General features: G+C 51.2%; 17 protein-coding genes and 5 pseudogenes. 20 read left to right on the forward strand and 2 right to left on the reverse strand.

Annotation, left to right across the window (positions count from 1 at the left end; genetic code table 11):
• Positions 1-151: 151 nt before the first annotated feature.
• The 11 genes and pseudogenes from FYJ45_RS13645 to FYJ45_RS13695 all read left to right on the forward strand — a co-directional run.
• Positions 152-931: pseudogene (locus FYJ45_RS13645) on the forward strand (ParA family protein); the annotation flags it as partial.
• Positions 888-1,814 (forward strand): ParB/RepB/Spo0J family partition protein, encoded by a 927-nt coding sequence (locus tag FYJ45_RS13650; RefSeq protein WP_154465064.1) that lies wholly within the window; start codon positions 888-890, stop codon positions 1,812-1,814. The pseudogene FYJ45_RS13645 and the gene FYJ45_RS13650, both read left to right, overlap by 44 nt.
• Positions 1,815-1,826: 12 nt before the next feature.
• On the forward strand, positions 1,827-2,102 hold the full coding sequence (locus FYJ45_RS13655) for a DUF5720 family protein (RefSeq protein WP_154465066.1): 276 nt from the start codon (positions 1,827-1,829) through the stop codon (positions 2,100-2,102).
• A gap of 18 nt (positions 2,103-2,120) precedes the next feature.
• Positions 2,121-2,312, forward strand: a complete 192-nt coding sequence (locus FYJ45_RS13660; RefSeq protein WP_456298381.1) for a hypothetical protein — start codon at positions 2,121-2,123, stop codon at positions 2,310-2,312.
• A 67-nt stretch (positions 2,313-2,379) separates the two neighbouring features.
• On the forward strand, positions 2,380-3,249 hold the full coding sequence (locus tag FYJ45_RS13665; RefSeq protein WP_154465070.1) for a DUF6017 domain-containing protein: 870 nt from the start codon (positions 2,380-2,382) through the stop codon (positions 3,247-3,249).
• 34 nt (positions 3,250-3,283) lie between these two features.
• Complete coding sequence (locus tag FYJ45_RS13670) at positions 3,284-3,829, forward strand: conjugal transfer protein TraG (protein WP_456298382.1); 546 nt, start codon at positions 3,284-3,286, stop codon at positions 3,827-3,829.
• Entirely contained in the window at positions 3,816-5,924 is a 2,109-nt protein-coding gene (locus FYJ45_RS13675) for a type IA DNA topoisomerase (protein WP_154465072.1), read from the forward strand. Before FYJ45_RS13670 ends, FYJ45_RS13675 begins: the two co-directional genes overlap by 14 nt.
• The gene (locus FYJ45_RS13680) at positions 5,921-6,199 is read left to right on the forward strand and encodes an immunoglobulin (RefSeq protein WP_154465074.1); all 279 of its coding nucleotides are present in this window, start codon (positions 5,921-5,923) and stop codon (positions 6,197-6,199) included. The genes FYJ45_RS13675 and FYJ45_RS13680 overlap by 4 nt, the downstream gene beginning before the upstream one ends.
• Before the next feature lie 6 nt (positions 6,200-6,205).
• Positions 6,206-9,610: an LPD28 domain-containing protein gene (locus tag FYJ45_RS13685; RefSeq protein ID WP_154465076.1), complete on the forward strand. Its 3,405-nt coding sequence runs from the start codon at positions 6,206-6,208 to the stop codon at positions 9,608-9,610.
• Positions 9,611-9,612: 2 nt separating this feature from the next.
• On the forward strand, positions 9,613-9,828 hold the full coding sequence (locus FYJ45_RS13690) for a transposon-transfer assisting family protein (RefSeq protein ID WP_154465078.1): 216 nt from the start codon (positions 9,613-9,615) through the stop codon (positions 9,826-9,828).
• Between the two features lie 147 nt (positions 9,829-9,975).
• Positions 9,976-10,767 carry a CPBP family intramembrane glutamic endopeptidase gene (locus FYJ45_RS13695; RefSeq protein ID WP_154465080.1) on the forward strand — a complete coding sequence of 264 codons (792 nt, stop codon included), beginning with the start codon at positions 9,976-9,978 and terminating at the stop codon, positions 10,765-10,767.
• Positions 10,768-10,867: 100 nt separating this feature from the next.
• Here the strand turns inward: FYJ45_RS13695 and FYJ45_RS30685 are convergent, their stop codons facing one another.
• Positions 10,868-11,635 carry a hypothetical protein gene (locus FYJ45_RS30685; RefSeq protein ID WP_235930800.1) on the reverse strand — a complete coding sequence of 256 codons (768 nt, stop codon included), beginning with the start codon at positions 11,633-11,635 and terminating at the stop codon, positions 10,868-10,870.
• Between FYJ45_RS30685 and FYJ45_RS30690 the strand changes: the two genes are divergently transcribed.
• From FYJ45_RS30690 to FYJ45_RS13730, 9 genes and pseudogenes are all read left to right on the forward strand, one after another.
• On the forward strand, positions 11,634-11,978 hold the full coding sequence (locus FYJ45_RS30690) for a TnpV protein (protein WP_456298383.1): 345 nt from the start codon (positions 11,634-11,636) through the stop codon (positions 11,976-11,978). The two genes, FYJ45_RS30685 and FYJ45_RS30690, sit on opposite strands and share 2 nt — an antisense overlap.
• 1,196 nt (positions 11,979-13,174) lie before the next feature.
• Positions 13,175-13,285 (forward strand): annotated as a pseudogene (locus tag FYJ45_RS33420) (MutS N-terminal domain-containing protein); the annotation flags it as partial.
• A gap of 555 nt (positions 13,286-13,840) precedes the next feature.
• Positions 13,841-18,142, forward strand: a pseudogene (locus FYJ45_RS13700) (DEAD/DEAH box helicase family protein); the annotation flags it as partial.
• A 576-nt stretch (positions 18,143-18,718) separates the two neighbouring features.
• Positions 18,719-20,535: pseudogene (locus tag FYJ45_RS13705) on the forward strand (reverse transcriptase domain-containing protein).
• A 104-nt stretch (positions 20,536-20,639) separates the two neighbouring features.
• Positions 20,640-22,502: pseudogene (locus tag FYJ45_RS13710) on the forward strand (SNF2-related protein); the annotation flags it as partial.
• A gap of 1 nt (position 22,503) precedes the next feature.
• Positions 22,504-23,322, forward strand: coding sequence for a DUF3849 domain-containing protein (locus FYJ45_RS13715; protein ID WP_154465084.1), 819 nt, complete (start codon positions 22,504-22,506; stop codon positions 23,320-23,322).
• A 2-nt stretch (positions 23,323-23,324) separates the two neighbouring features.
• Positions 23,325-23,663 (forward strand): plasmid mobilization protein, encoded by a 339-nt coding sequence (locus tag FYJ45_RS13720; protein ID WP_154465086.1) that lies wholly within the window; start codon positions 23,325-23,327, stop codon positions 23,661-23,663.
• A gap of 150 nt (positions 23,664-23,813) precedes the next feature.
• Complete coding sequence (locus FYJ45_RS13725; protein WP_154465088.1) at positions 23,814-24,116, forward strand: hypothetical protein; 303 nt, start codon at positions 23,814-23,816, stop codon at positions 24,114-24,116.
• The gene (locus FYJ45_RS13730) at positions 24,113-24,412 is read left to right on the forward strand and encodes a CD1845 family protein (RefSeq protein ID WP_117566188.1); all 300 of its coding nucleotides are present in this window, start codon (positions 24,113-24,115) and stop codon (positions 24,410-24,412) included. Before FYJ45_RS13725 ends, FYJ45_RS13730 begins: the two co-directional genes overlap by 4 nt.
• Before the next feature lie 73 nt (positions 24,413-24,485).
• Here FYJ45_RS13730 and FYJ45_RS13735 read toward each other — a convergent pair whose 3' ends face one another.
• Positions 24,486-25,898, reverse strand: coding sequence for an ATP-binding protein (locus tag FYJ45_RS13735; protein WP_154465090.1), 1,413 nt, complete (start codon positions 25,896-25,898; stop codon positions 24,486-24,488).
• Positions 25,899-25,952: the final 54 nt, after the last annotated feature.

Consider the following 25,952-nt stretch of genomic DNA (forward strand, 5'->3'; position numbering starts at 1 on the left):
TTCTTGATTGGTTGAAATCGCTGTAAGGAGTTCTTCCGAATTATGCAAAGTCTAAAGAGCCCGTACACTTTATATAATCAACAAAGTGTGGGCTCCACTTTGCATAATAACTTACTTTTCATAACCAACGTTATGCGAAGCTTCGCATAACGTTGGCAAAACCACTACCTGTGCCAATCTTGGAATCGGCTTGGCGCAGGCCGGAAAGAAAGTCCTGCTGATCGACGGAGACCCACAAGGAAGTCTGACGATCAGCCTGGGCAATCCCCAGCCGGACAAGCTGCCCTTTACGCTGTCGGACGCTATGGGGCGTATCCTAATGGACGAGCCACTTCGTCCCGGCGAGGGTATCCTGCACCACCCAGAGGGTGTAGATCTAATGCCTGCGGACATCCAGCTATCTGGTATGGAAGTATCCCTGGTAAATGCCATGAGTCGTGAGACCATCTTACGGCAATATCTGGACACGCTGAAGGGGCAATACTCCCATATCCTCATCGACTGCCAGCCCTCTCTGGGTATGCTTACGGTCAATGCGCTGGCCGCTGCGAACAGGATCATCATTCCCGTTCAGGCGGAGTACCTGCCCGCCAAAGGACTGGAACAGCTGCTCTCTACGGTAAACAAGGTAAAGCGGCAGATCAATCCCAAGCTCCAGATAGACGGTATCCTGCTGACGATGGTGGACAGCCGAACCAACTTTGCCAAAGAGATCTCCGCGCTCCTGCGGGAGACCTATGGCAGTAAGATCAAGGTATTTGGCACAGAGATCCCACATTCTGTCCGGGCAAAGGAAATCAGCGCCGAGGGGAAAAGTATTTTTGCCCATGATCCCAGTGGCAAGGTGGCTGAGGGCTACAAAAATCTGACGAAGGAGGTGTTGAAACTTGAAAAGCAGCGCGAAAAAAATAGAGCTGGCCTCGGTAGATGATCTGTTTTCCACCGAAGAAGGCCGCCAGGATGCAAAGCTGGAAAAGATTCAGGAAATTCCCTTGTCCGAACTGCATCCGTTTAAGAACCACCCATTCAAAGTCAAGGATGACGAAGCCATGATGGAGACTGCCGACAGTATCAAGCAGTATGGCGTTCTGGTTCCGGCGATTGCCCGACCGGACCCGGAGGGTGGTTATGAGCTGGTAGCTGGACACAGGCGGCACAGAGCCAGTGAACTGGCAGAAAAGGAGACTATGCCAGTCATTGTTCGGGATTTGGATGATGATGCCGCCACAATCATTATGGTTGACAGCAATCTGCAACGCGAAAGCCTGCTCCCAAGCGAAAGGGCCTTTGCTTATAAAATGAAGCTGGATGCCATTAAGCACCAAGGAGCCAGGACGGATTTAACTTCGGCCCAAGTTGGGCCGAAGTTGACTGCAGCAGAAAAAATCGCGGAGAACATTCCAGATAGCAAATCACAGATTAAGAGATTTATCCGTCTGACAGAGCTGATTCCTGAATTGATGGATATGGTGGATGAAAAGAAGATTGCTCTGAACCCAGCCTATGAGCTGTCCTTTCTCAAAAAAGAAGAACAGGTAGATCTGCTGGATGCGATGGACAGCGAACAGGCTACCCCTTCCCTTTCCCAAGCCCAGCGGCTCAAGAAATACAGCCAGGAGGGACATCTGACCCTTGATATGATGCGTGTCATCATGGGTGAGGAAAAGAAAAGCGATCTGGATCGAGTGACATTTACCTCCGACACTTTGCGGAAGTATTTTCCCAAAAGCTATACGCCCCAACGGATGCAGGAAACCATCATCAAGCTGTTGGAGGCATGGCAGAAAAAGCGTCAGAGAGACCAGGAACGATGAAAGGAGCCGCCTATGAGGGATATTTCAGCCCGTGAGCTGAAAGGACACAACATTCTCGCCGTAGAGAGGTTTTGGGATAGTACTCGCTGGATGATCGAGTTTCCCGTCCTGCGTTCCGACACCGCTTATGGCAGCCCCGGAGAGGAAATGCGGCTGTTTTTGACTGAGGACGGGTATCAGGCCGCCCTGCAAAGCCAGCAGCGCCGGGAGATCAAGATCAAGCGTTACGCTCGTGTGATCGAGGGACATATCCTCGATTTCAAACCGGGAAAACGCCGCCGCTCATAAACCCATACAACGAAAGGAATGACTATGTGTACGGTAAAGGAAATTCAAGAAGCAATCCGGGAAGATTGCAGATCCCAGCATGACATGGATTCAACAGATATTGACTGCGTGATGCAAACACTTCCTTTCGCCCAGGAGGAACCATTTACAGGGGCGCGTCCCCAAAAGCCGCTGTTTTGGTTCTATGCGAGAAAATTTGAAAAGCGTTGAACACCGCAATTCTTTGAAATGAGGATTGCGGTTTTTTTGTACCCAAAATTCGGAAGGAGTGAGGTCGATGGCCGTTTTTTGCATTGAACGGACCCGTGATTATACCGTGATGAGCAATCATCATTTACGAAATGCAAACCTGTCGTTAAAAGCCAAGGGGCTGTTATCCATGATGCTGTCTTTGCCGGAGGATTGGAATTACACCACCCGTGGCCTTGCAACGATCTGTAAGGAGGGCGTGGACGCCATCGGCGCTGCCCTGCGGGAACTGGAACGGGCCGGATATATCGTGCGCCATCAGAAACGCGATAAAAGCGGGCGGATCACAGATACCGAGTATGTCATCTATGAACAACCACAGCCAGATCTGTCTCAGCCGGATACGGCTTCACCAGATACGGAAAACCCGGATATGGTAAAACCGGATACGGAAAAGCCCGCAGAATTAAATATAGAGAAATCAAATACAGAAAAAACAATTACTTATGGATCAAGTACCGATTCCATTCCCTTCCGGGAAACAGCGGCGGCAAGACCGCCGGAACGGAAAGGAAGGGATGCGATGTCTGTCACAGAGATAGAAAATTATCGGGAGTTGATTTTGGAGAATATCGAGTATGACTGTCTGAAGCGGCGTTATCCTCTCTACCAGGATGACCTGAACGAGATCGTAGAGCTGTTGGTAGAAACGGTCTGTGCCAAACGAAAGACCACCCGGATCTCTGGGGCAGACTTCCCTCACGAGATCGTGCGTTCCCGCTTTTTGAAGCTGGACAGCTCCCACATCGAGTTTGTCATGGACTGTCTGCAAAAGAACACCACCCAGGTACGCAACATCAAGCAGTACCTGCTTGCGGTGCTGTTCAATGCGCCTACCACCATGAATAACCACTACACTTCACTGGTCAATCACGATATGCACGCAGGCAGCTGGTAAAGGCCGCCTTTTATGATGCCAAAGGAGGCACGACATGAACCAGAATGCCATGACAGTTTCATTATCCATAGATTCCATTCGTCAGCTTTATTCCGGCGATGCGGCAGATTTTGTGGAAGAAAAGATCCTGCCAAATGCGGAGAAAACGATGGCTGTTTTGACGGACCGGGAACAGACAGCAGCCCGTCTGCTCTTATCTGCCCTGATCGGTTATCTTGCAGCTGAGGCCCCTATGGATGAACAGAGCTTTCCCATGATGATGGAACTTCTGAACTGCATGGAAGGGGAAAAAGAAGATGGTTGTCAGGACGCAGTAGATATTTTGCTTGAAGATACCGTCCGCAATACCCACCGCCATGAAGAATATTACAGCAATTATCAACGCTACCAGCTGATGCAGGTGGATAAAACCCGTGTCATTTTGGCTTGCCGCATCATCATCAATGACCTGCTGGGGAAACTGTACCGCTATGACTACCGGTTCGGTTATAACCTGCTGCTGGATGAGGAAAACAGCATAGAGAAAAAACTGCACACGCCTGTGCTGGAAGAATGGGAGGATGAAGATGATGAGATATAAGCTGGTAATCGCTGAAAAACCGTCGGTTGCCCAGAGTTTGGCTGCGGTGATCGGCGCAACTGCCCGTAAGGACGGGTATCTGGAGGGCAACGGCTGGCGTGTCAGCTGGTGCGTGGGCCATCTGGCCGATCTTGCGGATGCAGACAGTTATGACCCCAAATACGCCAAGTGGCGATATGATGACCTGCCTATCCTGCCGGAACATTGGCAGATGGTAGTGGGAAAGGATAAGAAAAAACAGTTTGATATTCTCAAAAAGCTGATGAACGCCCCGGATGTGACGGAGGTGGTAAATGCCTGTGATGCCGGGCGCGAAGGCGAGCTGATCTTCCGCAGCGTCTATGAGCTGGCAGGCTGCCAAAAGCCCATGAAACGCCTCTGGATTTCTTCGATGGAGGACTCCGCCATAAGGGAGGGCTTTACAAACCTGCGCCCCGGTGCGGACTATGACGGACTTCGGGATGCTGCCCTCTGCCGTGCCAAGGCCGACTGGCTGGTGGGGATCAATGCCACAAGGCTTTTTTCCGTGCTGTACCACCGCACCCTCAACATCGGGCGCGTGATGTCCCCGACACTGGCGCTCATTGTCCAGAGGGAAGCTGAGATCGACACCTTTAAGCCGATCCCCTTTTATACCGTGGCGCTGGAGCTGCCCGGTCTTACCGTATCCGGGGAGCTTATGGCAGATCAGGCCGCTGCCCAGCAGCTGAAAGAAGCCTGCCAGGGCGCAGCTGTCACAATCAAAAAGGTGGAGTGCAAGGAAAGGGCCGAAAAGCCGCCTGCCCTCTATGACCTGACCACCCTGCAAAGGGATGCCAACCGTCTGCTGGGATATACGGCCCAACAGACTTTAGATTATCTTCAGGCATTGTATGAAAAGAAGCTCTGCACCTATCCCCGTACTGACAGCCGCTATCTGACCGGTGATATGGCAGACAGCCTGCCGGTGCTGGTAAATCTGGTTGCCAACGCCATGCCGTTTCGTAAAGGGATCGCCATTACCTGTGACCCCCATGCGGTCATCAACGATAAGAAAGTAACCGACCACCACGCAGTAATCCCTACCAGAAATCTCAAGGATGCAGACCTTTCTGCCCTTCCTGCGGGAGAAAAGGCGGTGCTGGAGCTGGTGGCCCTGCGTCTGCTGTGCGCCGTAGCCCAGCCCCATATCTATTCGGAAACGGTTGTGATTGCCGCTTGTGCGGGTGGGGAGTTTACCGCCAAAGGAAAAACCGTAAAACACCCCGGCTGGAAAGCACTGGAGGACGCTTACCGTGCCAAAATGAAGGATGCAGAGCCGAAAAAAGAGGACGCAGAGAAAGCCCTGCCGGAGCTGACCGAGGGACAGTCCCTTTCCGTTTCTGCGGCAATCGTCAAAGAAGGCAAAAGTAGTCCTCCTCAGCACTTTACGGAGGACACCCTATTGTCCGCGATGGAGACTGCCGGAAAAGAGGATATGCCGGAGGACGCTGAGCGAAAAGGTCTGGGTACACCGGCCACCCGTGCCGGTATTTTGGAAAAGCTGGTATCTGCCGGTTTTCTGGAACGAAAAAAGAGCAGAAAAACGGTGCAGCTCCTTCATTCCCACGATGCAGTCTCCCTGATCACAGTCCTGCCGGAACAGCTGCAATCGCCGCTTCTGACTGCCGAGTGGGAGTACCGACTGGGTGAGATCGAGCGTGGGCAGCTTGCCCCGGAGGAGTTTCTGGACGGGATCAGCGCCATGTTGAAAGATCTGGTGGGGACTTATCAGGTCATCAAGGGAGCCGAGTACCTGTTTGCCCCGCCCCATGAGGTGGTGGGTAAATGCCCCCGCTGCGGCGGTGAAGTTGCAGAATTGCAAAAAGGCTTCTTCTGTCAGAGCAAAGATTGCAAATTTGCAATCTGGAAAAACAACAAATGGTGGGCTGCCAAGAAAAAGCAGCCGACCAAGGCGGTGGTGTCTGCGCTGCTGAACGATGGCCGTGTCCGTGTGACGGGGCTATATTCGGAGAAAACCGGCAAGAGCTACGATGCCACTGTGGTTTTGGAGGACGATGGACAGTACGCCAACTTCAAGCTGGAATTTGACCAGCGGAAAGGAGGCAGCCGATGAAGCTCTCTTTAGTGGAACGGGAAACCATTCTCCTCTATAACCAGGCGGAGCCAATGGCTGAGGTCTACACCCACGATCCCCGCTTGATGGAGAAGCTGGAACTGCTGGCAAAAAAGCACCCCGACCAGATCACCCGAAAGGACGCCCATAACTTTATCGTCCCCAAGCGGTGTGTATCAGTCAGGGAGCCATACAGCGCAGAACGCCGCAAAGCCGCAAGTGAATGGGCCAAAGCTGCCGGATACCAGCCCCCTGTGAGAAAGTCCAGCAGTTAAAGGCGCATGGCAGAGAATGTATTTGAAGCGGTCAAGCAGTCGGTCAGCACCAGAGAAGCAGCAGAGTTTTACGGGATAAAGGTCAGTCGAAATGGCATGGCCTGCTGTCCCTTCCACGATGATAAGAACCCCAGCATGAAGGTAGACCAGCGGTTCCACTGCTTTGGCTGCGGTGCAGATGGGGATGTGATCGACTTTACTGCAAAGCTCTTTGACCTCTCCCCAAAAGAAGCGGCGGAGAAACTGACACAGGACTTTGGCCTGATCTATGACAGTCAGGCCCCTCCCCGCAGGAGGTATGTCCGGCAGAAAACCGAGGCACAGCAGTTTCGGGAGGACCGGCAGCGGTGTTATCGCATACTGTCCGATTATTATTATCTGCTGAAAAAATGGGAGATCAACAATTCTCCCCGGACGCCGGAGGAAGAACCGCACCCCCGCTTTGTGGAAGCAATCCAGAAGAAAACCTATGTAGAGTACCTGCTAGATCTTTTTCTTTATGAAAGTGAAGAAGAACAAAAGGCATGGATTGCAGAATACACAGCAGAAATCACACACTTGGAAAGGAGATTGAAAATCATGGCTGAGAACAAACCCACCAACCGAGAGCGGCTAAGGGAAATCACGGACGGCATCGAGCAGGGCATCAAGGAACTGTTCGAGAGTGAAAAGTATATGCGCTATCTGTCCGTTATGTCCCGCTTCCACCGCTATTCGGTAAACAACACCATGCTCATCTATATGCAGAAGCCGGACGCCACACTGGTAGCCGGATACAATAAGTGGAAAGACCAGTTTGAGCGTCATGTAAAAAAGGGCGAGCATGGCATTACCATCATTGCCCCCACACCGTACAAGAAGAAAATCGAGGAGCAGAAGCTGGACCCGGATACCAAGGCTCCGATTCTGGATCAGGACGGAAAGATCGTTACAGAGGAAAAAGAAATCGAGATCCCTATGTTCCGCCCGGTCAAGGTCTTTGATGTGAGCCAGACCGACGGGAAAACTTTGCCGGAGCTTGCCTCCTCCCTTTCCGGCAATGTGCCAAATTATGAGGCATTCATGGAAGCCCTGCGCCGCAGTGCGCCGGTGCCGATCACTTTTGAAGCAATGGCCGCTGATACGGACGGCTATTTTTCTGCCGAACATCAGAAAATCGCCATTCGCCATGGTATGAGCGAGGTGCAGACGGTTTCGGCCACAGTCCACGAGATTGCCCACAGCAAGCTCCACAATCAGAATAAGGTTCAGATTGCCAATGACGAGAAGTATCAGGAGATCGAGCTGTTTGATAAACCCGGTCTGTTCTCCAATGGGCGGATTGCCCGTGATACTTTGCCGGAGGGTGTTTACTGCTATGACCTGCGCGGTTCTGACTATGACCCTGGCGATCCGATTTATGTGGAGGACCGAGTTGGTGTAAACCATGCAGGCTCTGTGATACTGGCAGAACCCTTAGACCTTTCAAAAGAAGGGTATCTTCGGTTGACCGAGGAAGAAGGGCTGAATTTTGTCGGTGGCTTTTCTACCATCGCTCAGTTTTTGCAGGAACAAAAGAAAGACCGCCACACGGAGGAAGTGGAGGCTGAAAGCATCTCCTATGCGGTCTGCAAATATTTTGGGATTGAGACCGGAGAAAACAGCTTCGGCTATATTGCCAGCTGGAGTCAGGGCAAGGAACTGAAAGAGCTGAGAGCCAGTTTGGAGACCATCAACAAGACCTCCGGCACTTTGATCTCTGATATTGATCGTCACTATAAGGAAATCTGCAAAGAGCGTGGGATTGACCCCAATGCAAAAGCAGAGCCGGAAACCGCCCCGATAGAACAGGCAGCAGATGCCGCTAAGGTATCCGATAGACAGCCGACCGGTACTCTGACCTACTATGCAGCAGAGTGTATGGAGTTTCCAAACCTCGGAGAATACCACGATAACCTGTCTTTGGAGGAAGCGGTCCGCATTTATCAGGAGATTCCGGCAGAGCGAATGAACGGGATCAAAGGCATTGGCTTTGAGCTGAAAGACGGAAGCGACTATGAAGGACCGTTCCCGATTTTGACCGGGCAGACCATTGACCTGGACACCATTCAGGCAATCGACTATTACCGTGATAATCCTCTGGTGCAAAAAGCGGTAAAGGATCTGGCTGCGGCAATGCCGGAAATGGAGGTGCTGGGGGCGGACGCCAACCAGCAGGAGGCTTTGTTTCTAATCGACGACGCCACCTATCTTCATATCCAGCCCTGTGACAGCGGCTGGGACTACACCCTATACGATGCTGCGTCCATGAAAGAGCTGGATGGAGGTCAGCTGGATATGCCGGAGCTTTCCCGCAAAAATGCAGTTCTCCAGATTTGTGATGACAACGATCAGGACAGCACTTCGCTCAGACACGCGCCCCTGTCCATGATCGAGACCTTGCAGGAAGCGGCCTACCAGCAGATGCAGGCAGAGGTCAGTCAGATGACCGCTTCTGCCCAGCTGCCGGAGGCACAGGAGCAGGCTCTGGATGAATACCCCATGCCGGATGAGCAGGTTTCTACACCGGATATGCAGGAATACGGCTACTCCTATGATGGGATGCTCCCTGTTACCAGAGAACGGGCGCTGGAACTGGATGCCGCCGGTTTGACTGTCTATGTGCTGCATGAGGACAATACAGAGAGCATGGTGTTTGACCCACAGGAGATCATGGAGCATGGCGGTCTTTTCGGTGTGGACCGTGAGGAATGGGAGAAAAGCCCTCAGTTCCATGAAAAGGTCATGGAGCGTCAGGCACATCAGCAGGAACGAGAACAGGCATTTCTCTCCCAGAACAGAGACTGCTTTGCCATCTATCAGGTGAAGCATACCGATGAAATGCGGGACATTCGTTATGAGGGGCTGGACTGGCTCCGATCCATCGGGCAGGCGGTAAAGCGTGAAAACTATGATTTGGTCTACACTGCCCCGCTGGAGCCATGCAAGTCTCCACAGGTTGCCGTTGAACAGCTTTATAATCAGTTTAACAACGATCATCCGGCAGACTACCACCATCCTTCCATGAGCGTCAGCGACATCGTTGCGATTAAACAGGACGGTAAGGTATCCTGTCATTACTGCGACAGCGTTGGTTTTACCCAGATCCCCGGATTCTTGCCGGAAAATCCGCTGAAAAATGCAGAGATGGCCGTGGAGGACGATTACGGAATGATCGACGGCATCATCAATAATGGTTCAAAGGAACCGACCATGGCGCAGCTGGAACAGCAGGCCCGCAGCGGTCAGCCCATTTCCCTGATGGACTTGGCAGCCGCTGCCCATCGGGAGGAACGGGAAAAGAAAAGATCTGTTGTGGACCAGCTGAAAAGCCAGCCCAAAGCAGAACACAAAAAGACAGCACCCAAAAAGAGTGCAGAAAGAGAGATTTGATTATGGAAAACTTCACTTTTGAGGAAATGAACCTGATGTGCATTTACAATACCGGCAGCCGCACCGGACTGATTGACAGCCTGCGTGAGATGCGCGGAGAGCTTTCGCCGGAGGAAACAGAACTGAGGGAGCTGACCGACAGCGCCCTTACGAAGCTCTGTACGATGACCGATGAGGAGTTTGCAGAACTGGAGCTGTACCCGGATTTTGACCAGTAAGCCTAAAGCTGTTCTTTGTAGGGGACAGAAAGATATTTATTCTACTATTTTTCAAGTAGAGTTTTACCAAAAAGGATGTAGCTCCTTGACAAGATGATGTATAATGTACTTTATGTAAATTAGAAAGCACCAAGGAGTTTTAGAAATATGAAAAAGCTAATAGAAGTATCATTAAAATCTATCATTTTCTTTGTTGGATGGGCAATTTGCGCATCAGTTATACCGATTCCCGATATTGATAATGCAGCGTTGTGGAGGTTCTTGGCAGAACTAATACCGTTTTTAGCGATTGTTGTTATGACCGTCATTTTTTGGTTTGTAGATTATAAAAAAACTAAGTTACATCTCACACAACGCCCCGTCTATAATGGTATATTAGGAGGAATAGTGGGATTAAGCTGGTTAGGTATATCTGTTGGTATTTTGCTTTTTACCGGGTCTGCACGGATAGAAGATACGAATCATATTTCTATGCTCTGGCTCTGGATACTATCAGCCTTTATCAACACAATTATGCAGGAAATGTTGGTTCGTGGTTACCTATATCAGATGATAAAGAGAAACTACAATGTGGTTGCGGCAACTGTTGTGTCTACCATGCTGTTTACTTTTGCGCATGGAGGTGCTTTTGAAGCAGGAATTTTCCCTGTTTTGAATGTTTTGACAATGAGTTTGTTTATGACGGCAGTTTTGGAATATACCAATTCCTTGATTGCACCTATAATTATTCATTTTCTCTGGAACAGTGTAGGAGCGATTATTTTGGGAGGTGTATCACTTGCAGAGGACTATCCGCATCTGCTTAACATGACATTCAGTGGCAATCAACTGCTATCTGGTGGAATTTATAAAATTGAAGGCAGCGTTGTAGTATTTGTTTTGAATGTGCTTATGATAATTGGATTTATTATAGCGAAGAAAAAGAAGAATATTGTATAAGAAGCTATAAAGCAACAAGCAGGAAATCATTTCGGTTTCCTGCTTTTCTTTTACCCAAAAACCGAAAGGAGGACAGAACACTATGCCAACCAAAGCTGAACTATATGCACAGATGGCAGACAAGGTGGCAACGCAGCTCACGGGGAGCTGGCAGGAATGGGCAGGGTTTCTTACCACTGCCTCCCGCCTTTACAAGTACCCGTTCCATGAGCAGCTGATGATCTACGCCCAGCGCCCGGACGCTACCGCCTGTGCAGAGTACGACCTGTGGAATGAAAAGATGGGCCGGTATGTAAGGCGCGGTTCCAAGGGGATCGCGCTGGTGGATGATTCCGGGGACAGACCCCGCCTGCGCTATGTCTTTGATATTTCTGACACCGGAACCCGTGAACATTCCCGCACGCCCTGGCTGTGGCAGCTGGAGGAGCGCCATCTGGATTCCGTGCAGGCCATGTTGGAGCGTACCTATGATGTTTCCGGCGATGACCTTGCCGGACAGCTTACCGAGGTAGCCGGGAAACTGGCTGAGGAATACTGGACGGAGCATCAGCAGGACTTTTTCTATATCGTTGACGGTTCCTTTTTGGAGGAATATGATGAGTATAACATCGGAGTGCAGTTTAAGGCAGCCGCCACCGTCAGCATCACTTACGCTTTGATGTCCCGCTGCGGACTGGAACCGGAACGCTACTTTGACCACGAAGATTTCATGGCGATCTTTGATTTCAACACCCCGTCCACCATCGGGGCGCTGGGAACAGCGGTCAGCCAGATCAACCAACAGGTGCTGCGGCAGATCGGCGTTACCGTCCGAAATGCAGAGCGCGAAGCCAACCAAGAAAGGAGCAAGCAAGATGAACAATCCCATGACCTACATCCAGAACGGAGACTATCTGATTCCCGACCTGAAGCTGAGCCAGCAGCCGGAGAAACCACTGGGCAAGTACGGCAGGATGAGGAAAACCTACCTGAAGGAACACCGTCCCATCCTCTACAACCAGATGTTGCTGAGCGAGAAGTTGTACCCGCACCTTCTGGAGATCGACGAGACCGCCCAGAACAGACTGGAGCAGATGATGCCCCAGATGGCGAAGGAAGCGGGAGCCACAGAGGAACTGAAAGCCAGCGATCCCATGAAGTGGGTGGGGCTGATGAACACCTGCAAAGCCCAGGCAGAGGAGATCCTGATGGCGGAACTTATCAACAGCTGACCCTAAACCTGTTCCTCTCCGAAGCGGAACAGATCCAATCCATAGAAGAAGCAGAGAATGTAGCGCATACATCCTCTGCTTTTTCTTTTGCCCAAAATGACATCGACCATGTGCTGCGTTTGGGCGGCAATACACACCGTCAGAGGGAGCGTGTGGTTGCGGTCTTTGAAAAGCAGAAAACCACCGCTGAGATTGCCGAGATACTGAAAACGCTGTACCACGGCGGCAATGGCCTTGGCAGCGTGAGCGCATGGTATGCCGAGGACGGTATCCATCTTTCCCACGGGAAGTCTGTCCGTTATGACAGGTCTGCCCAGGTAATTTCCTGGGAGAGCGCCGCAGAGCGTATCGGGGAGCTTTTGGAGAGCGGCCAGTTTGCCTCCAATGTGGAGCTTGCAGAAGCGGCAGGCTATGAACGCTATCTCCTTGCGGAAAAACTTTGGTATTTGTACCACGATTTCAGTGAGGATGCCAGAGAAACCGGGTATCTTTCCTGCCTGTCGAGTATCCAGCGCAATGGGTTTCCGACAGAAACAGAATGGCTTGCCGAGCAGCTGAGTGACCCGGCTTTCCGCCAGACCCTCAAGGAAGAATACGCCGCCTTTTGGACTGCCTATCAGCAGGATCGTGACCTGTTGCGTTTTCACTACCATAGACCAAGGGAGATCTGGGAGAGCCTGAAGGACCTTGACCTGCCACGCAGGACTTTTACTTCTGACCTTTCCCAAGTGCCAACCGTCCAGCACTTCATTACCGAGGATGAGATCGACGCCGCCATGACCAGAGGAAGCGGTATCTCCGGTGGTAAAGGCCGTATCTATGCGTTCTTCATGGAAAACCATACGGATAAGGAAAAAGTGAGATTCCTCAAAGACGAGTATGGCATGGGCGGACGCTCTCATGCCCTGTCCGGCGCTATGGGAAGTAATGAAGATCACGATGGAAAAGGACTGCACTATACCAAGCAGGACTGCCCGGATGTTCACCTGAACTGGGAAAAGGTTGCCAGGCGCATTACCTCTCTTGTCCAGAAAGGCCGCTATCTTACTGAACAGGAACAGGCGCAGTATGACAAGGTCCAGGCTGAAAAGGAACTGGCAGAAGAAGATTCCATCCAAGCACAACAGCCGGATTCTGCTGTATGGGAATATAACGATGTCAAGGAGCGCCACCCGGATGATATGGTCCTGTATCAGATGGGCGATTTCTTTGAGCTGTACGGTGAGGATGCCAGAGAAGCCGCTGTGGAACTGGACATCAATCTCACTACCCGTGCGATTCCGGGCGGTGGCCGTGTGGAAATGTGCGGGTTCCCGGCAAACCGGCTGGAACAGATGGTGGAACGGCTGCGTGATCAGCATGATGTGACCATTTCCGCTGTCCCGGAGGGCGGCAAGGAGCGTCAGGAATATTCCATGCCCTCTATCGACCATGAAGCAGAACAGCACATCAACGCTCAGGAAGCGGAGTTTGGTGCAGACGGGAACAGAGTATTCCGGGATACAAAGGCAACCGCACCCCCTACAATTCGGGAACAGTACGAGAAATATAAGCCTGTGGTAACTGCCGCCATTTCCGAGGATGTAGCATACCGCAATGCCTGCGGCCATTCTGACCGTGAAAATGCTGTCATCGAAGGCAATGCCGCTGTGCGTCGTGCGGTCCTTGGTTCTAAGGATATGGAGCTGATCCGCCTCTATTCGGATGTGCCGGAGTTCCGCCAGCGACTGCACCGGGAAGTGATCGACGAAACCTATTCCAAGCTCCACGAGTTGCTGCATCCTCTCTCGGACAATGACATCGACAAGGCTATTCAGAACTGGACCAGTAAAATCGAAAGTAAACACGCCGTTGTCCGTTACATGGAAAAGCATGGGCGGGAAAAAGATACCGCCGCATGGCTGGCTCATGAGTTTGACGGTGGCGATGGCAAAACCCCGTTTTCGGTTCGCCCGGAAAGCCCCGAAGGAACGCAGCTGCCCTGGCCGAAGGTACAGCGCCGGCTTGCCCAGCTCATTCAGGAGGACCGGTTTTATACCCAGGAAGAACAGGACCGATTTGACAACATCGACCCTATCGCCATCCGAGAAGCCCTGGAGGAAAGAGGGATCGTCAACGGCCAGGTGGCAGACCCGGAAAAACTGAACAATGACCCGTTTATCCAGCGGGTAATGTCGGATGCAGAGCAGAGCGCAGCTGCCGGGACAGAGCAGACTTCCGAAGTTTCCATTTCCGATGAGGAATATGACGCTGTTCGCAGTCCCATTCCGCAAAGAACCTCCTATGACCCTGCCGCCCCGGTCTATGCCGTGGGCGATACCGTGTATATCGAGGATGACGCCTATCAGATCACGGAGCTGCGGGATGACACCGTACAGCTTCTGCCCACCGGTATGGTGTATCCTATCTACCGTGCAGAACGCAAAGAACAGTTTGAACAGCTGCTTCGGGCAGACCGCCGCAATGCCTACTATACCGAGTTTCTTCCAATTGACCCGGACAAGGCAGATCAGGACATGCGGGATGTATTGGCCCATGGATTGATGGATGAAGCGGATAAACAGCAGCTTTCCACGCTGCTGCAATCCGGCAGGAGCAACCGTGAGATTGCCTACTGGCTGAGTAGAAACTATCTCCGTGAGATCGAGACGCTGAATCTGGAGACCGGCGATATTGCCGATTACCGTACCACGGCACAGGGCATGGAGCTGGAAGTCCTGGACGCAGAGGAAAAGCGTCTGGCTATGCTGTATTTCCGCTGGGATGAGGTTGCGCCTTTGCTGCGTGGGATGTATGCTCGTCAGCTGGACGGTTTTGGACAGGAACGCCCCGAACCGGCTGCCGAAGCCCCGGCCTTCCATTCCGAGACCGTAGCCGTTTATCCGGGCGATAAGAACAATCTGCCCTATGATGTGGTTGTTCAGACCCTGCGAACCAATGAGCCGGAGCCGCCAGCCCCTGTGACAGAGCCGGAGAAAACCTTTGAGGAAGTGCTGGACGAACACCCGGTTTCCATTCAGATCGATGGCCAGTGGCAGATCTTCCCCAATGCCAAAGCTGCCGAGGAAGCCTCTTATGAGGAATACAAGGCAAACCTGCTCCGCAATGCACAGAACTTCCGTATTACCGATGCGCATTTGGGTGAAGGCGGTTCGAAAGCCAAGTTCCAGGCCAATATTGAAGCAATCAAGCTGCTGAAATACCTGGAGGAAACCACCGGACAGGCAACGCCGGAACAGCAGGAAGCCCTTTCCCGCTATGTGGGCTGGGGCGGCCTTGCCGATGCCTTTGACCCGGAGAAACAGGCATGGGCTTCAGAATATGCCCAGCTAAAGGAGCTGCTGACCCCGGAGGAATATGCAGCCGCCAGAAGCTCCACCCTGAACGCCCACTACACCAGCCCTACGGTTATCCAGGCTATCTATGAAGCGGTGGGGCGCATGGGCTTTGAGACCGGAAATATCCTGGAGCCATCTATGGGTGTGGGCAACTTCTTCGGTATGTTGCCGGAGGAAATGAGAAACAGCCGTCTGTACGGTGTGGAGCTGGACCCGGTTTCCGAACGTATCGCAAAGCAGCTCTATCCCAAGGCGGACATCACAGTAGGCGGCTTTGAGACCACCGACCGCCGTGATTTCTTTGACCTTGCCATCGGCAATGTGCCTTTCGGCCAGTATCAGGCCAACGACAAAGCCTACAACAAGCTGAATTTCAGTATTCACAACTACTTTTTCGCCAAGGCACTGGATCAGGTGCGTCCCGGCGGCGTGGTGGCCTTTGTGACCTCCCGCTATACTATGGACGCTAAGGACTCCACCGTGCGCCGTTATCTTGCCCAGCGCGCCGAACTGCTGGGAGCTATTCGTCTGCCCAATGACGCGTTCAAAAAGAATGCCGGTACCGAGGTGGTATCGGACATCATCTTCCTCCACAAGAGGGACCGCCCGCTGGACATCGTGCCGGAATGGACGCAGACCGGACAGACCGAGGATGGGTTTGCCATCAACCAATATTTTATCGACCACCCGGAAATGGTGCTGGGCAGACAGGAGCCGGTAAGCACCGCTCATGGTATGGACTACACCGTGAACCCCATCGAGGGGCTGGAGCTTTCCGACCAGCTGCATGATGCGGTGAAGTATATTCATGGCACTTACCAGGAGGCAGAGCTGCCGGAGCTGGGCGAAGGCGAAGCCATTGACACCTCCATTCCTGCCGACCCCGATGTGAAGAACTATTCCTATGCCATTGTGGACGGGCAGGTGTACTACCGGGAAAACAGCCGCATGGTGCGCCCTGACCTCAACGCCACCGCCGAAGCCCGTGTGAAAGGGCTGGTGGGACTGCGGGATTGTGTGCAGGAGCTGATCGACCTTCAGATGGACGCAGCGGTCCCGGACAGCACCATTACCCAGAAGCAGGCGGAGCTGAACCAGCTCTATGACAGCTTTTCTGCCAGATACGGTCTCATCAATGACCGTGCAAACCGCTTGGCCTATGCAGACGATTCTTCCTATTACCTGCTCTGTGCGCTGGAAGTCATCGACGAGGACGGAAAGCTGGAACGCAAGGCGGATATGTTTACCAAACGGACCATCAAGCCCCATCAGGCGGTGGCTGCCGTGGATACGGCAAGCGAAGCACTGGCGGTGTCCATCTCGGAAAAAGCCTGCGTGGATATGGGCTATATGAGCCTGCTTACCGGAAAAGCAAAAGAAGAACTGGCCGGAGAGCTGCAAGGCGTGATCTTCCGTGTACCGGGGCAGCTGGAGCAGGACGGATCGCCCCATTATGTGACTGCCGATGAATACCTTTCCGGCAATGTACGCCGCAAACTGCGTCAGGCGCAGCGGGCGGCACAGCAGGACCCTTCCTTTGCAGTCAATGTGGAAGCTCTTACCGCCGCCCAGCCCAAAGACCTGGATGCGTCGGAAATCGAGGTGCGTCTGGGTGCTACCTGGATCGACAAGGAATATATCCAGCAGTTTATGTACGAGACCTTCAACACCCCGTTTTATCTCCAGCGCAGCATCGAGGTCAACTATTCCTCCTTTACTGCTGAATGGCAGATCAAGGGGAAATCTTCTGTATCCTACAACGATGTGGCAGCTTACACCACCTACGGGACCAGCCGTGCCAATGCCTACAAGATTTTGGAGGACAGCTTGAACCTGCGGGATGTCCGTATCTATGACACCATAGAGGACGCAGACGGAAAAGAGCGCCGCGTGCTGAACGCCAAGGAGACTACCCTGGCCGCTCAAAAACAGCAGGCGATCCGGGAAGCCTTTAAGGATTGGATCTGGAGAGACCCGGACCGCCGCCAGACTTTGGTGCGCCAGTACAACGAAGAAATGAACTCCACCCGTCCCCGCGAGTATGATGGCAGCCATATCACTTTTGGCGGCATGAACCCGGCCATTACCCTGCGGGAACACCAGAAAAGCGCCATCGCCCATGTGCTGTATGGCGGTAACACTCTGCTGGCACACGAGGTGGGTGCGGGCAAGACCTTTGAGATGGTGGCGGCTGCTATGGAAGCCAAACGCCTGGGGCTGTGCCAAAAATCCCTTTTTGTAGTGCCAAATCATCTGACCGAGCAGTGGGCGTCGGAGTTTCTGCGCCTCTATCCTTCTGCCAAAATCTTAGTCACCACCAAAAAGGACTTTGAGACCCATAACCGCAAGAAGTTCTGCGCCCGTATCGCTACCGGGGACTATGACGCCATCATCATGGGACACAGCCAGTTTGAGCGTATCCCCATCAGCAGGGAGCGTCAGGAGCGGCTTCTCTATGAGCAGATCGATGAGATCACCGAGGGAATCGCGGAAGTGCAGGCCAGCGGCGGCGAGCGTTTCACGGTCAAGCAGCTGGAGCGTACCCGTAAGTCTCTGGAAGCAAGACTGGAAAAGCTGCAAGCCGAGGGGCGAAAAGACGATGTGGTAACTTTTGAGCAGCTGGGTGTAGACCGATTGTTCGTAGACGAGGCCCACAACTACAAGAACCTGTTTTTATACACAAAAATGCGGAATGTGGCAGGGTTATCCACATCGGACGCGCAGAAATCCTCCGATATGTTTGCCAAGTGCCGTTATATGGATGAGATCACCGGAAACCGTGGCGTGATTTTTGCCACCGGCACACCGGTCAGCAACTCCATGACCGTGCGCCCGTAAGGGGCTGTAAATAATCTTACCTTGAGCAAGTAATAGGGAAAGGTATCAAAGCGGAATTATCCGCACCCTATCGTCACCCGACTTATCCGAAAGGGAAACCAGACGGGGAGCGTAGCATGTCGGAGGGCACGGGGCACGGTAACTTCCACCGTGCCAGCGTGGCAGTGGCGAAAAATTATGAATAAGGATGAAAGCTAGACTGCCTGAATGACAGCCGGAGGTTGGGCAAAATGTTACTCCATGCGTAGGGAAGTTGTACCCGCATGTGCTTTGGTGGATATGGGTCGGCCATACGTATCCACTGGATACCCTAAGCAAACCAGCCACAGGATAATGGAAAACGGCGAACGTCACATCCGAAATCATAGCAGGCTTATGTTATTGCAGTTCTAAACGGGGATTGCCTAAGGCAGAACGCCGGATTACGGCTATGGACGCTGGTTCTGAATATCTGCTATGGCAACAGAGTCTCCGTAGTAGTCCGAGGGCGGGAAAGTCGTCCACATGGCGAAGGGAGACAGTTTTTCTTCAATACAAATAATAAGGAAAGGTGCGTGAGGCATTATGAGAAGTCCCGAAAATGTATTGAAAAGTTTAAGTGAAAAAGCAACAGACAAAACGTACAGGTTTGAAAGGCTATACCGAAATCTGTACAACCCAGAGTTCTATCTGCTCGCTTACCAGAAGATTGCGACCTCACAGGGGAGCATGACCGCTGGGGCAGATGGGCTTACCCTTGATGGCATGAGCATGGAGCGTATCGGGAAGCTAATGCGAAACTGCGTGACCACTCATACCAGCCGAACCCGGCAAGGCGTGTATATATTGCAAAGAAAAACAGCAGTAAAAAGCGTCCGCTGGGCATTCCGTCCACGGATGACAAGCTATTGCAGGAAGTTGTCCGCATGATATTGGAAGCAATTTATGAGCCTACGTTCTCTGAAAATTCCCACGGTTTCCGAACGAACAGAAGCTGCCACACGGCACTGAAAGAAATATTAACTCTGTTTACGGGAGCAAAGTGGATAATTGAAGGGGATATAAAGGCTTGCTTTGACAGCTTCGACCACCACATCACGATACAGTTATTAAGAAAGCGTATTAAAGATGAAGCATTTATCTCCTTGATGTGGAAGTTTTTACGGGCAGGATATATGGAGCAATGGACATACCACGAAACATACTCTGGAAGTCCGCAAGGCTCCGGCGTCAGTCCGATACTTGCAAATATCTATCTGAATGAGCTTGATGAGTTCATGGGGAAGATGAAAGCAGATTTTGACAGAGGGGAAACAAGAAACCGCAAAGTCCATAAAGACCATGATAAAGTGCGGTGGGCGTTCCGAAAAGCCAAGAAAAATCTGGAACTGGTGCACACGGAAGAAAACCTAAAGGCATTTAAAGAAGCCCAAAAGGTATTGCTTTCCACGCCACATCTGGACGAAATGGAAGACGGCTACAAAAGGCTTCAATATAACCGTTACGCCGATGATTTTCTAATTGCGGTGACAGGTTCAAAAGAAGATGCGCAGGTTATGAAAGAAAAAGTCAGGGTCTTCCTGAAAGACAGCCTTAACCTTACAATGTCGGAGGAAAAGACGCACATAACGCATTCTTCCGAGAAAGTGAGGTATCTGGGTTATGACATCAGGGTATCAAAAAGCCAGGACGCAAAACGTGTTGCAAAGAAAGGCCTGCAACGGGTGTGGTATGGGAAAGTGCAGCTTTATATGCCAAAAGAGAAATGGATTGCGAAGCTGCATGAATACGAAGCGTTTAAAATCAGAAAAGACGGAAAGAGTAAGGAAATCTGGAAACCGCTTCACAGGGGCTATCTTATGCCTTTGGACGAAGTGGCAATCATCAGCAAATACAATTCTGAAATCAGGGGATTGTACAATTATTACAGATTAGCAATCAACGTGAGCAATCTGGGAAAATTCCACTCAATCATGCGTGGCAGTTGCCTGAAAACCCTTGCGGCAAAGTATAATTCATCTGTGATGAAAATGTACAAGAAGTACCGCAGTGAAAAGGGGGACTTCGGCGCAAACTACAAAACAAAGAGCGGGATAAAACGGTGCGAGTTTTACCATGAGGGATTTAAGCGCAATAAAAACATTGCCCCCGAATTTGTGGATGTCATGCCACAGTTTAGAAGACGGATAAAGCCAAACAGCCTTGCAGGACGCTTAAAAAGCGGCAAATGCGAAGCGTGTGGGGCAAGCCCCGTCAAAGTTTATATGCACCATGTTAAGCGGCTGAAAGATTTAAAAGCCGATAACGAATTTGATTCGCTGATGATGAAGAAAAGGCGGAAGTCACTGGCTCTCTGCCCAAAATGCTATGAAGAAGCAAGACAAAAATCACTTAGACTATGAAAAATGGCGAGTCGTGTACATCGAGAGGTGTAAGCACGGTTCTGGAGGGGGTTACGCCAAGACCGCTGACGAAAGGAAGTATGGCGTGGCGTTTCCTACCTTATGAACTTTACACCATGCAGCGTTATCTTCAATATGAACGCCTGCAAGAGCTGAACATGACCCACTTCGACTGCTGGGCTTCCCGATTTGGGGAGACCGTCACAGCATTGGAGCTTGCACCGGAGGGAACCGGCTACCGGGCAAGAACGAGATTCAGCAAGTTTTTTAATCTGCCGGAGCTGATGAACCTATTCAAAGAGGTGGCGGACATCAAGACCGCCGACCAGTTGAATCTTCCTACCCCGGAAGTGGAATACCACAATATCGTGGCGCAGCCTACCGAACATCAGCAGGAAATGGTCAAAGCCCTTTCCGAGCGCGCGTCCAAGGTCCACAGCGGCAGCGTTGACCCGTCCCAGGACAATATGCTCAAGATTACCTCGGATGGCCGCAAGCTGGGGCTGGACCAGAGGATCGTCAACCAGCTGCTGCCGGACGAACCCGGCACAAAGGTCAATCAGTGTGTGGACAACATCATGCAGATCTGGCGGGATGGCGAAGCTGACAAGCTGACCCAGCTGGTGTTCTGCGATATTTCTACCCCGCAGGCAAAAGCCCCTGCAAGCAAGGCGGCGAAAACGCTGGATAATCCACTGCTTCATGCACTGGAAGGCGCTGTGCCCCTGCCGGAGCAGGAACCGGCCTTTACGGTATATGACGATATTCGTCAGAAACTCATTGCCCAGGGGATGCCTGCCGACCAGATCACTTTTATCCATGAAGCAAACACCGAAGTAAGGAAGAAGGAGCTGTTCTCTAAAGTCCGTACCGGTCAGGTGCGTGTGCTTATGGGCAGCACCGCCAAGATGGGGGCAGGCACCAATGTGCAGGACCGCCTTGTGGCGCTGCATGATCTGGACTGCCCGTGGAGGCCGGGAGACCTTGCCCAGCGTAAGGGTCGTATCGAGCGCCAGGGCAACCAGAACCCTCTTGTCCATGTGTACCGCTATGTGACCGAAGGGACTTTCGACGCATATCTCTGGCAGACGGTGGAGAATAAGCAGAAATTCATCAGTCAGATCATGACTTCTAAATCGCCGGTGCGCTCCTGCGATGATGTGGATGAAACAGCCCTCAGTTTTGCTGAGATCAAGGCTCTGTGCGCCGGAGACCCCCGTATCAAAGAGCGTATGGATTTGGATGTTGAAGTATCCCGCCTGAAGCTGATGAAAGCCGACCACCAGAGTAAGCAGTACCGCTTGGAGGATCAGCTGCTGAAGTATTTCCCGGAGGAGATTGAAAAGCACAAGGGCTTTATCAAGGGCTTTGAATCCGACCTGGAGGTTTTGGCAGCTCACCCGCACCCGGAGGACGGCTTTGCCGGTATGGAGATCCGGGGCGACCTGCTGACCGATAAAGAGAACGCCGGTGCAGCCCTTTTGGACGCCTGCAAGGAGGTCAAAACCTCCGATCCGGTGCAGAACGGCAGCTACCGGGGCTATGCCATGTCCGTGGAATTTTCCGCCTGGAAACAGGAATATACGCTCCTGCTGAAAGGCCAGATGACCCACCGGGCAACCCTTGGTACAGACCCTCGCGGAAACCTTACCCGTATCGACAATGCCCTGTCCCAGATGCCCCAGCGTCTGGAGGCGGCAAAGGCCCAGCTGGATAACCTCTATCAGCAGCAGGCCGCCGCAAAGGAGGAAGTTGGAAAGCCATTCCTTTATGAAGAAGAACTGAAAAGCAAAAACGCCCGTCTGGTGGAGCTGGATACCCTGCTCAACATCGACGGAAAGGGGCAGGCACACGCTGAAGCTGTTGTTGCCAAAAGCACACGGCCTTCGGTATTGGATCATTTGAAACGCCCGGTGCCGCCCCGCAGTACCGACAAGAAACCAAAACAGCATGAGGAGGTACGATAACATGAATACCAACAATTTGAATACGGCTCTTTATGAAAAGATGGCTGCCGAGCAGGACAAGTACAGGGACTGGCTGAAAAGCCAGCCCCCAGAAGAAATCCTGAATCACACCTATGAGTACACCGTCCGTGAGGACATCGTGATGGCGATGGAGGAACTGGAGCTGACTGACGAACAAGCACAGGCACTTTTGGAATCTCCCTCTCCGCTGGCGGATGTGTACCGCTATTTTGAAAAACTGGAGACCGGCTATATGGATGTAATAAGGGACAGCATTGAGAACCGTGCCGATGATGTATGCAGAGCCAAAGAGGAACTGCGAACAACGCCGGTCTATCCCCATTCTGCCGCCTATGCAAAAGAACATGGGGAGCTGGAGAAATACCGGGCTTCCAATCATGCCAATCTACAATGCAAGGAGGCTATTGAAGCAGCTGTGCGAGAACACTTCGACGGAATGTATCTCAGTCACGATGCGGCAAAGGGTGTGATCGAGACCTATGGCATGGAGCGTGTGTCTCTGGTTCTGGCTAACACCGTCCAGCTTCAGGACTGGGATGGGCGCTACTCCCGACACAACAAAGAATGGGCTAAGACCATTCCCAACGAGAACCCCGAAACTGTCCGTTGTGGTTATGTCCTGAACAGCCACCCTGCTGTGCTGGATGGATTTATTGATCTGGTGCGAGAAGAACAGCAGCGCAGCCGTACTCAGGGAGAAAAGATACAACCATCCCGTCCCTCTGTACGGGATAAGCTCAAGCAGGAACTGCCTGCCCATAAGCCTGCCGCCCCAAAGAAATGGGAGCCGGAGCGATAACTATGGCAAAGCGTAAGCGGGATGTTCCGGTTTTGTTTTGGGTGTCCGCAGAGGAACTGGAGCTGATCCATCAAAAGATGCAGCAATATGGGACAGAAAACCTGAGTGCCTATCTTTGGAAGATGGCTGTGGATGGCTATGTGGTGCAGCTGGATTTACCGGAGCTGAAAGAACTGGTTTCTCTTATGCGATATTCCAGCAACAACTTGAATCAGCTGACCCGTAAAGTGCATGAGACCGGGCGGGTTTATGATACTGATTTGGAGGATATATCCCAGCGGCAGGAGCAGTTATGGGAGGGCGTGAAGGAAATCCTTACCCAGCTTTCTAAACTTTCATAACAGGGATAGATACTCCATTTGCGGAGGGAGGAACGGCGTTTCTTCGCCGCACCTTCCTCCGCTTTTTCTTTTTGCCGGTATCCTTGTCTTTTGCCTGCCCATACCGGATAATATGAGTAGAATAAAAGTGTAGCAAAGGAGTGAAAACAGATGCTGACCTTTGAAAAAGTGTTGGAGATTTTTGCGGACTATCTGGCCGCAGATAAGACCATCGAAGTTTATATCAGCCGTCATGGATGTGTAAGGGTTGAGTTTGACCAGGACTTTCACTATTGCACCGGCGAGGTATGCCATACTCCCAAGGAACTGTTTGACCTCTTATCCGATGATTACCGAACTTATCTGGAGATTGAACTGACCAAAGGCAGACGGGAGCTGACAGAAGATGATGTAAAAGAAGCAGATGCCCTGTGCAAACAATATCTGGATCGCTGGAAGGAGGAATTGGGATGAAGATTTTGAAATGCCTGCTGATGATCGTAACTGCGCCGGTTATTTTGGTGCTGACGCTTTTTGTCTGGCTCTGCACGGGGCTGATCTACATATCCGGTTTAGTGCTTGGCCTGCTCAGCACTGTAATTGCTCTGCTTGGCGTGGCTGTGCTGCTTACCTATTCCCCGCAGAACGGTGTGATCCTTTTGGTCATGGCATTTTTGATTAGCCCTATGGGGCTGCCGCTGGCTGCGATTTGGTTATTGGGCAAGGTGCAGAGTTTGAAATTTGCGATCCAGGATTGGGTGTATGGGTAAATGATGCGAATATAATCTGGAATGAAAAAGAAGCAGGACAATGGGAGATGAGACCCAATGCCCTGCTTCTTGTTTATTCAGAATGAACAGTAATATATTTTTGATTACGACTTTTAGGTTTATCGGGAATCGTCATTTCTAATTGCCCGGATTCTAAAAGTGGATTGATATGCTTCAAGGTGAAATTTCTTAGATCTTTGAAGCCGCAAAATGCTGCAAGCTCTTTCTTTGATTTTGGTTTTGTGCAGAAAGCCAAAATCTGCTCAGATACCGTTGATAGTTCAGCATCTTGGGGGGTAACTTGGTGGGTAACTTGGTGGATGCCACCCTCTAAGTTGTGGTTTACATTTTTCAAAATAACTCTGAAATCTGTTGCTGTCGAGAAAAATTCAGGTTTATATGTTTCTGAATATCCAGGCAGTTTTTCGGTCTCACTGACGATTTTGCGCAGACCGCTTCCACGGCGTTCCATGTATTTCATTCGGTGAAACAGGTCAGCAATCACAGGATTTCGGCGCATAGAACGAATACTGTAAATATCGTATTCCTGGATTGATCCGCCGCCAAACATACCGCCTGGAGATGTGATCTCTACCCGATCATCAAACATATCAATGTGGACTTCGCTGCCAAGCACAATGTAATCACGATGGATAAGTGCATTGACAAGAGCCTCTGTCACAGCTCGTTCAGCATAATCCGGTTTGTCTACCCGATACTGAGCCTCTTTAACAAATCGCACTTTAGAATTATTGCGAATAAATTCGCTGCCACTTTTCAACAGATAAATCAGATTTCCCTCGTATTCTTTATCATCCAGAGCATCATCGAAGATGGAGCCTTTTTCCAAGCCATTCCACCTGGTACAGAACATACGGGAATTGTAAACCGTGTGCTGGTCAGTCATGAGTTTTCCGGCATTGGTCAAAAATCCATTTTTATCAGCCAAACCAAAGGAAAAGTAATCAGATGGCTCAAAACGGAGACCAGTCCGTTCCAGATAAGTTGCTTCCAGAAGCGTAAAGCTGTAATCTTTTTTAGCGGCATCCGTTGTTAGAGTATCAAAGGATTGATTTGTCCCTTTCAGAATCAGCTCATTTACGATATAGTTTGGGGCAATTACACTTTCGTTACCAACACGGATATAAGCTTCCATTACGCCATCGGCTTTATAATAATATGGGGTACTGCGACCAGAAGAAATTTCCAGTGCCAATAAATTTTTACCATCTTCCTGTAAAGGCTTCAAGGTAAACTGAGGTAATGGTGTGATTCGTTCTTTTATTAAGCGGCTGATGGCTTCAGCATCTTTTTGAACATCGGAAAGTCCAACTGGATTCCGGTCGTCAGAGATACCAAAGAATAAGGTGCCGCCAATTCCGTTAGAAAAAGCACTCACGCTTTTCAGCCAGCTTTTGGGCTTCTTTATTTCAAGTGCAACCTTTAAATCACATTCGGTTGCTTCAGCAATTAGCTGTTCTATCATAAAATCCCTCCTTTGAGGTATTGGTAGTTTCTTTATATTATACCCATAAGGAGA

Origin of the sequence: Eisenbergiella porci, assembly GCF_009696275.1 — a bacterium.
Taxonomy (GTDB): Bacteria; Bacillota; Clostridia; order Lachnospirales; family Lachnospiraceae; genus Eisenbergiella; species Eisenbergiella porci.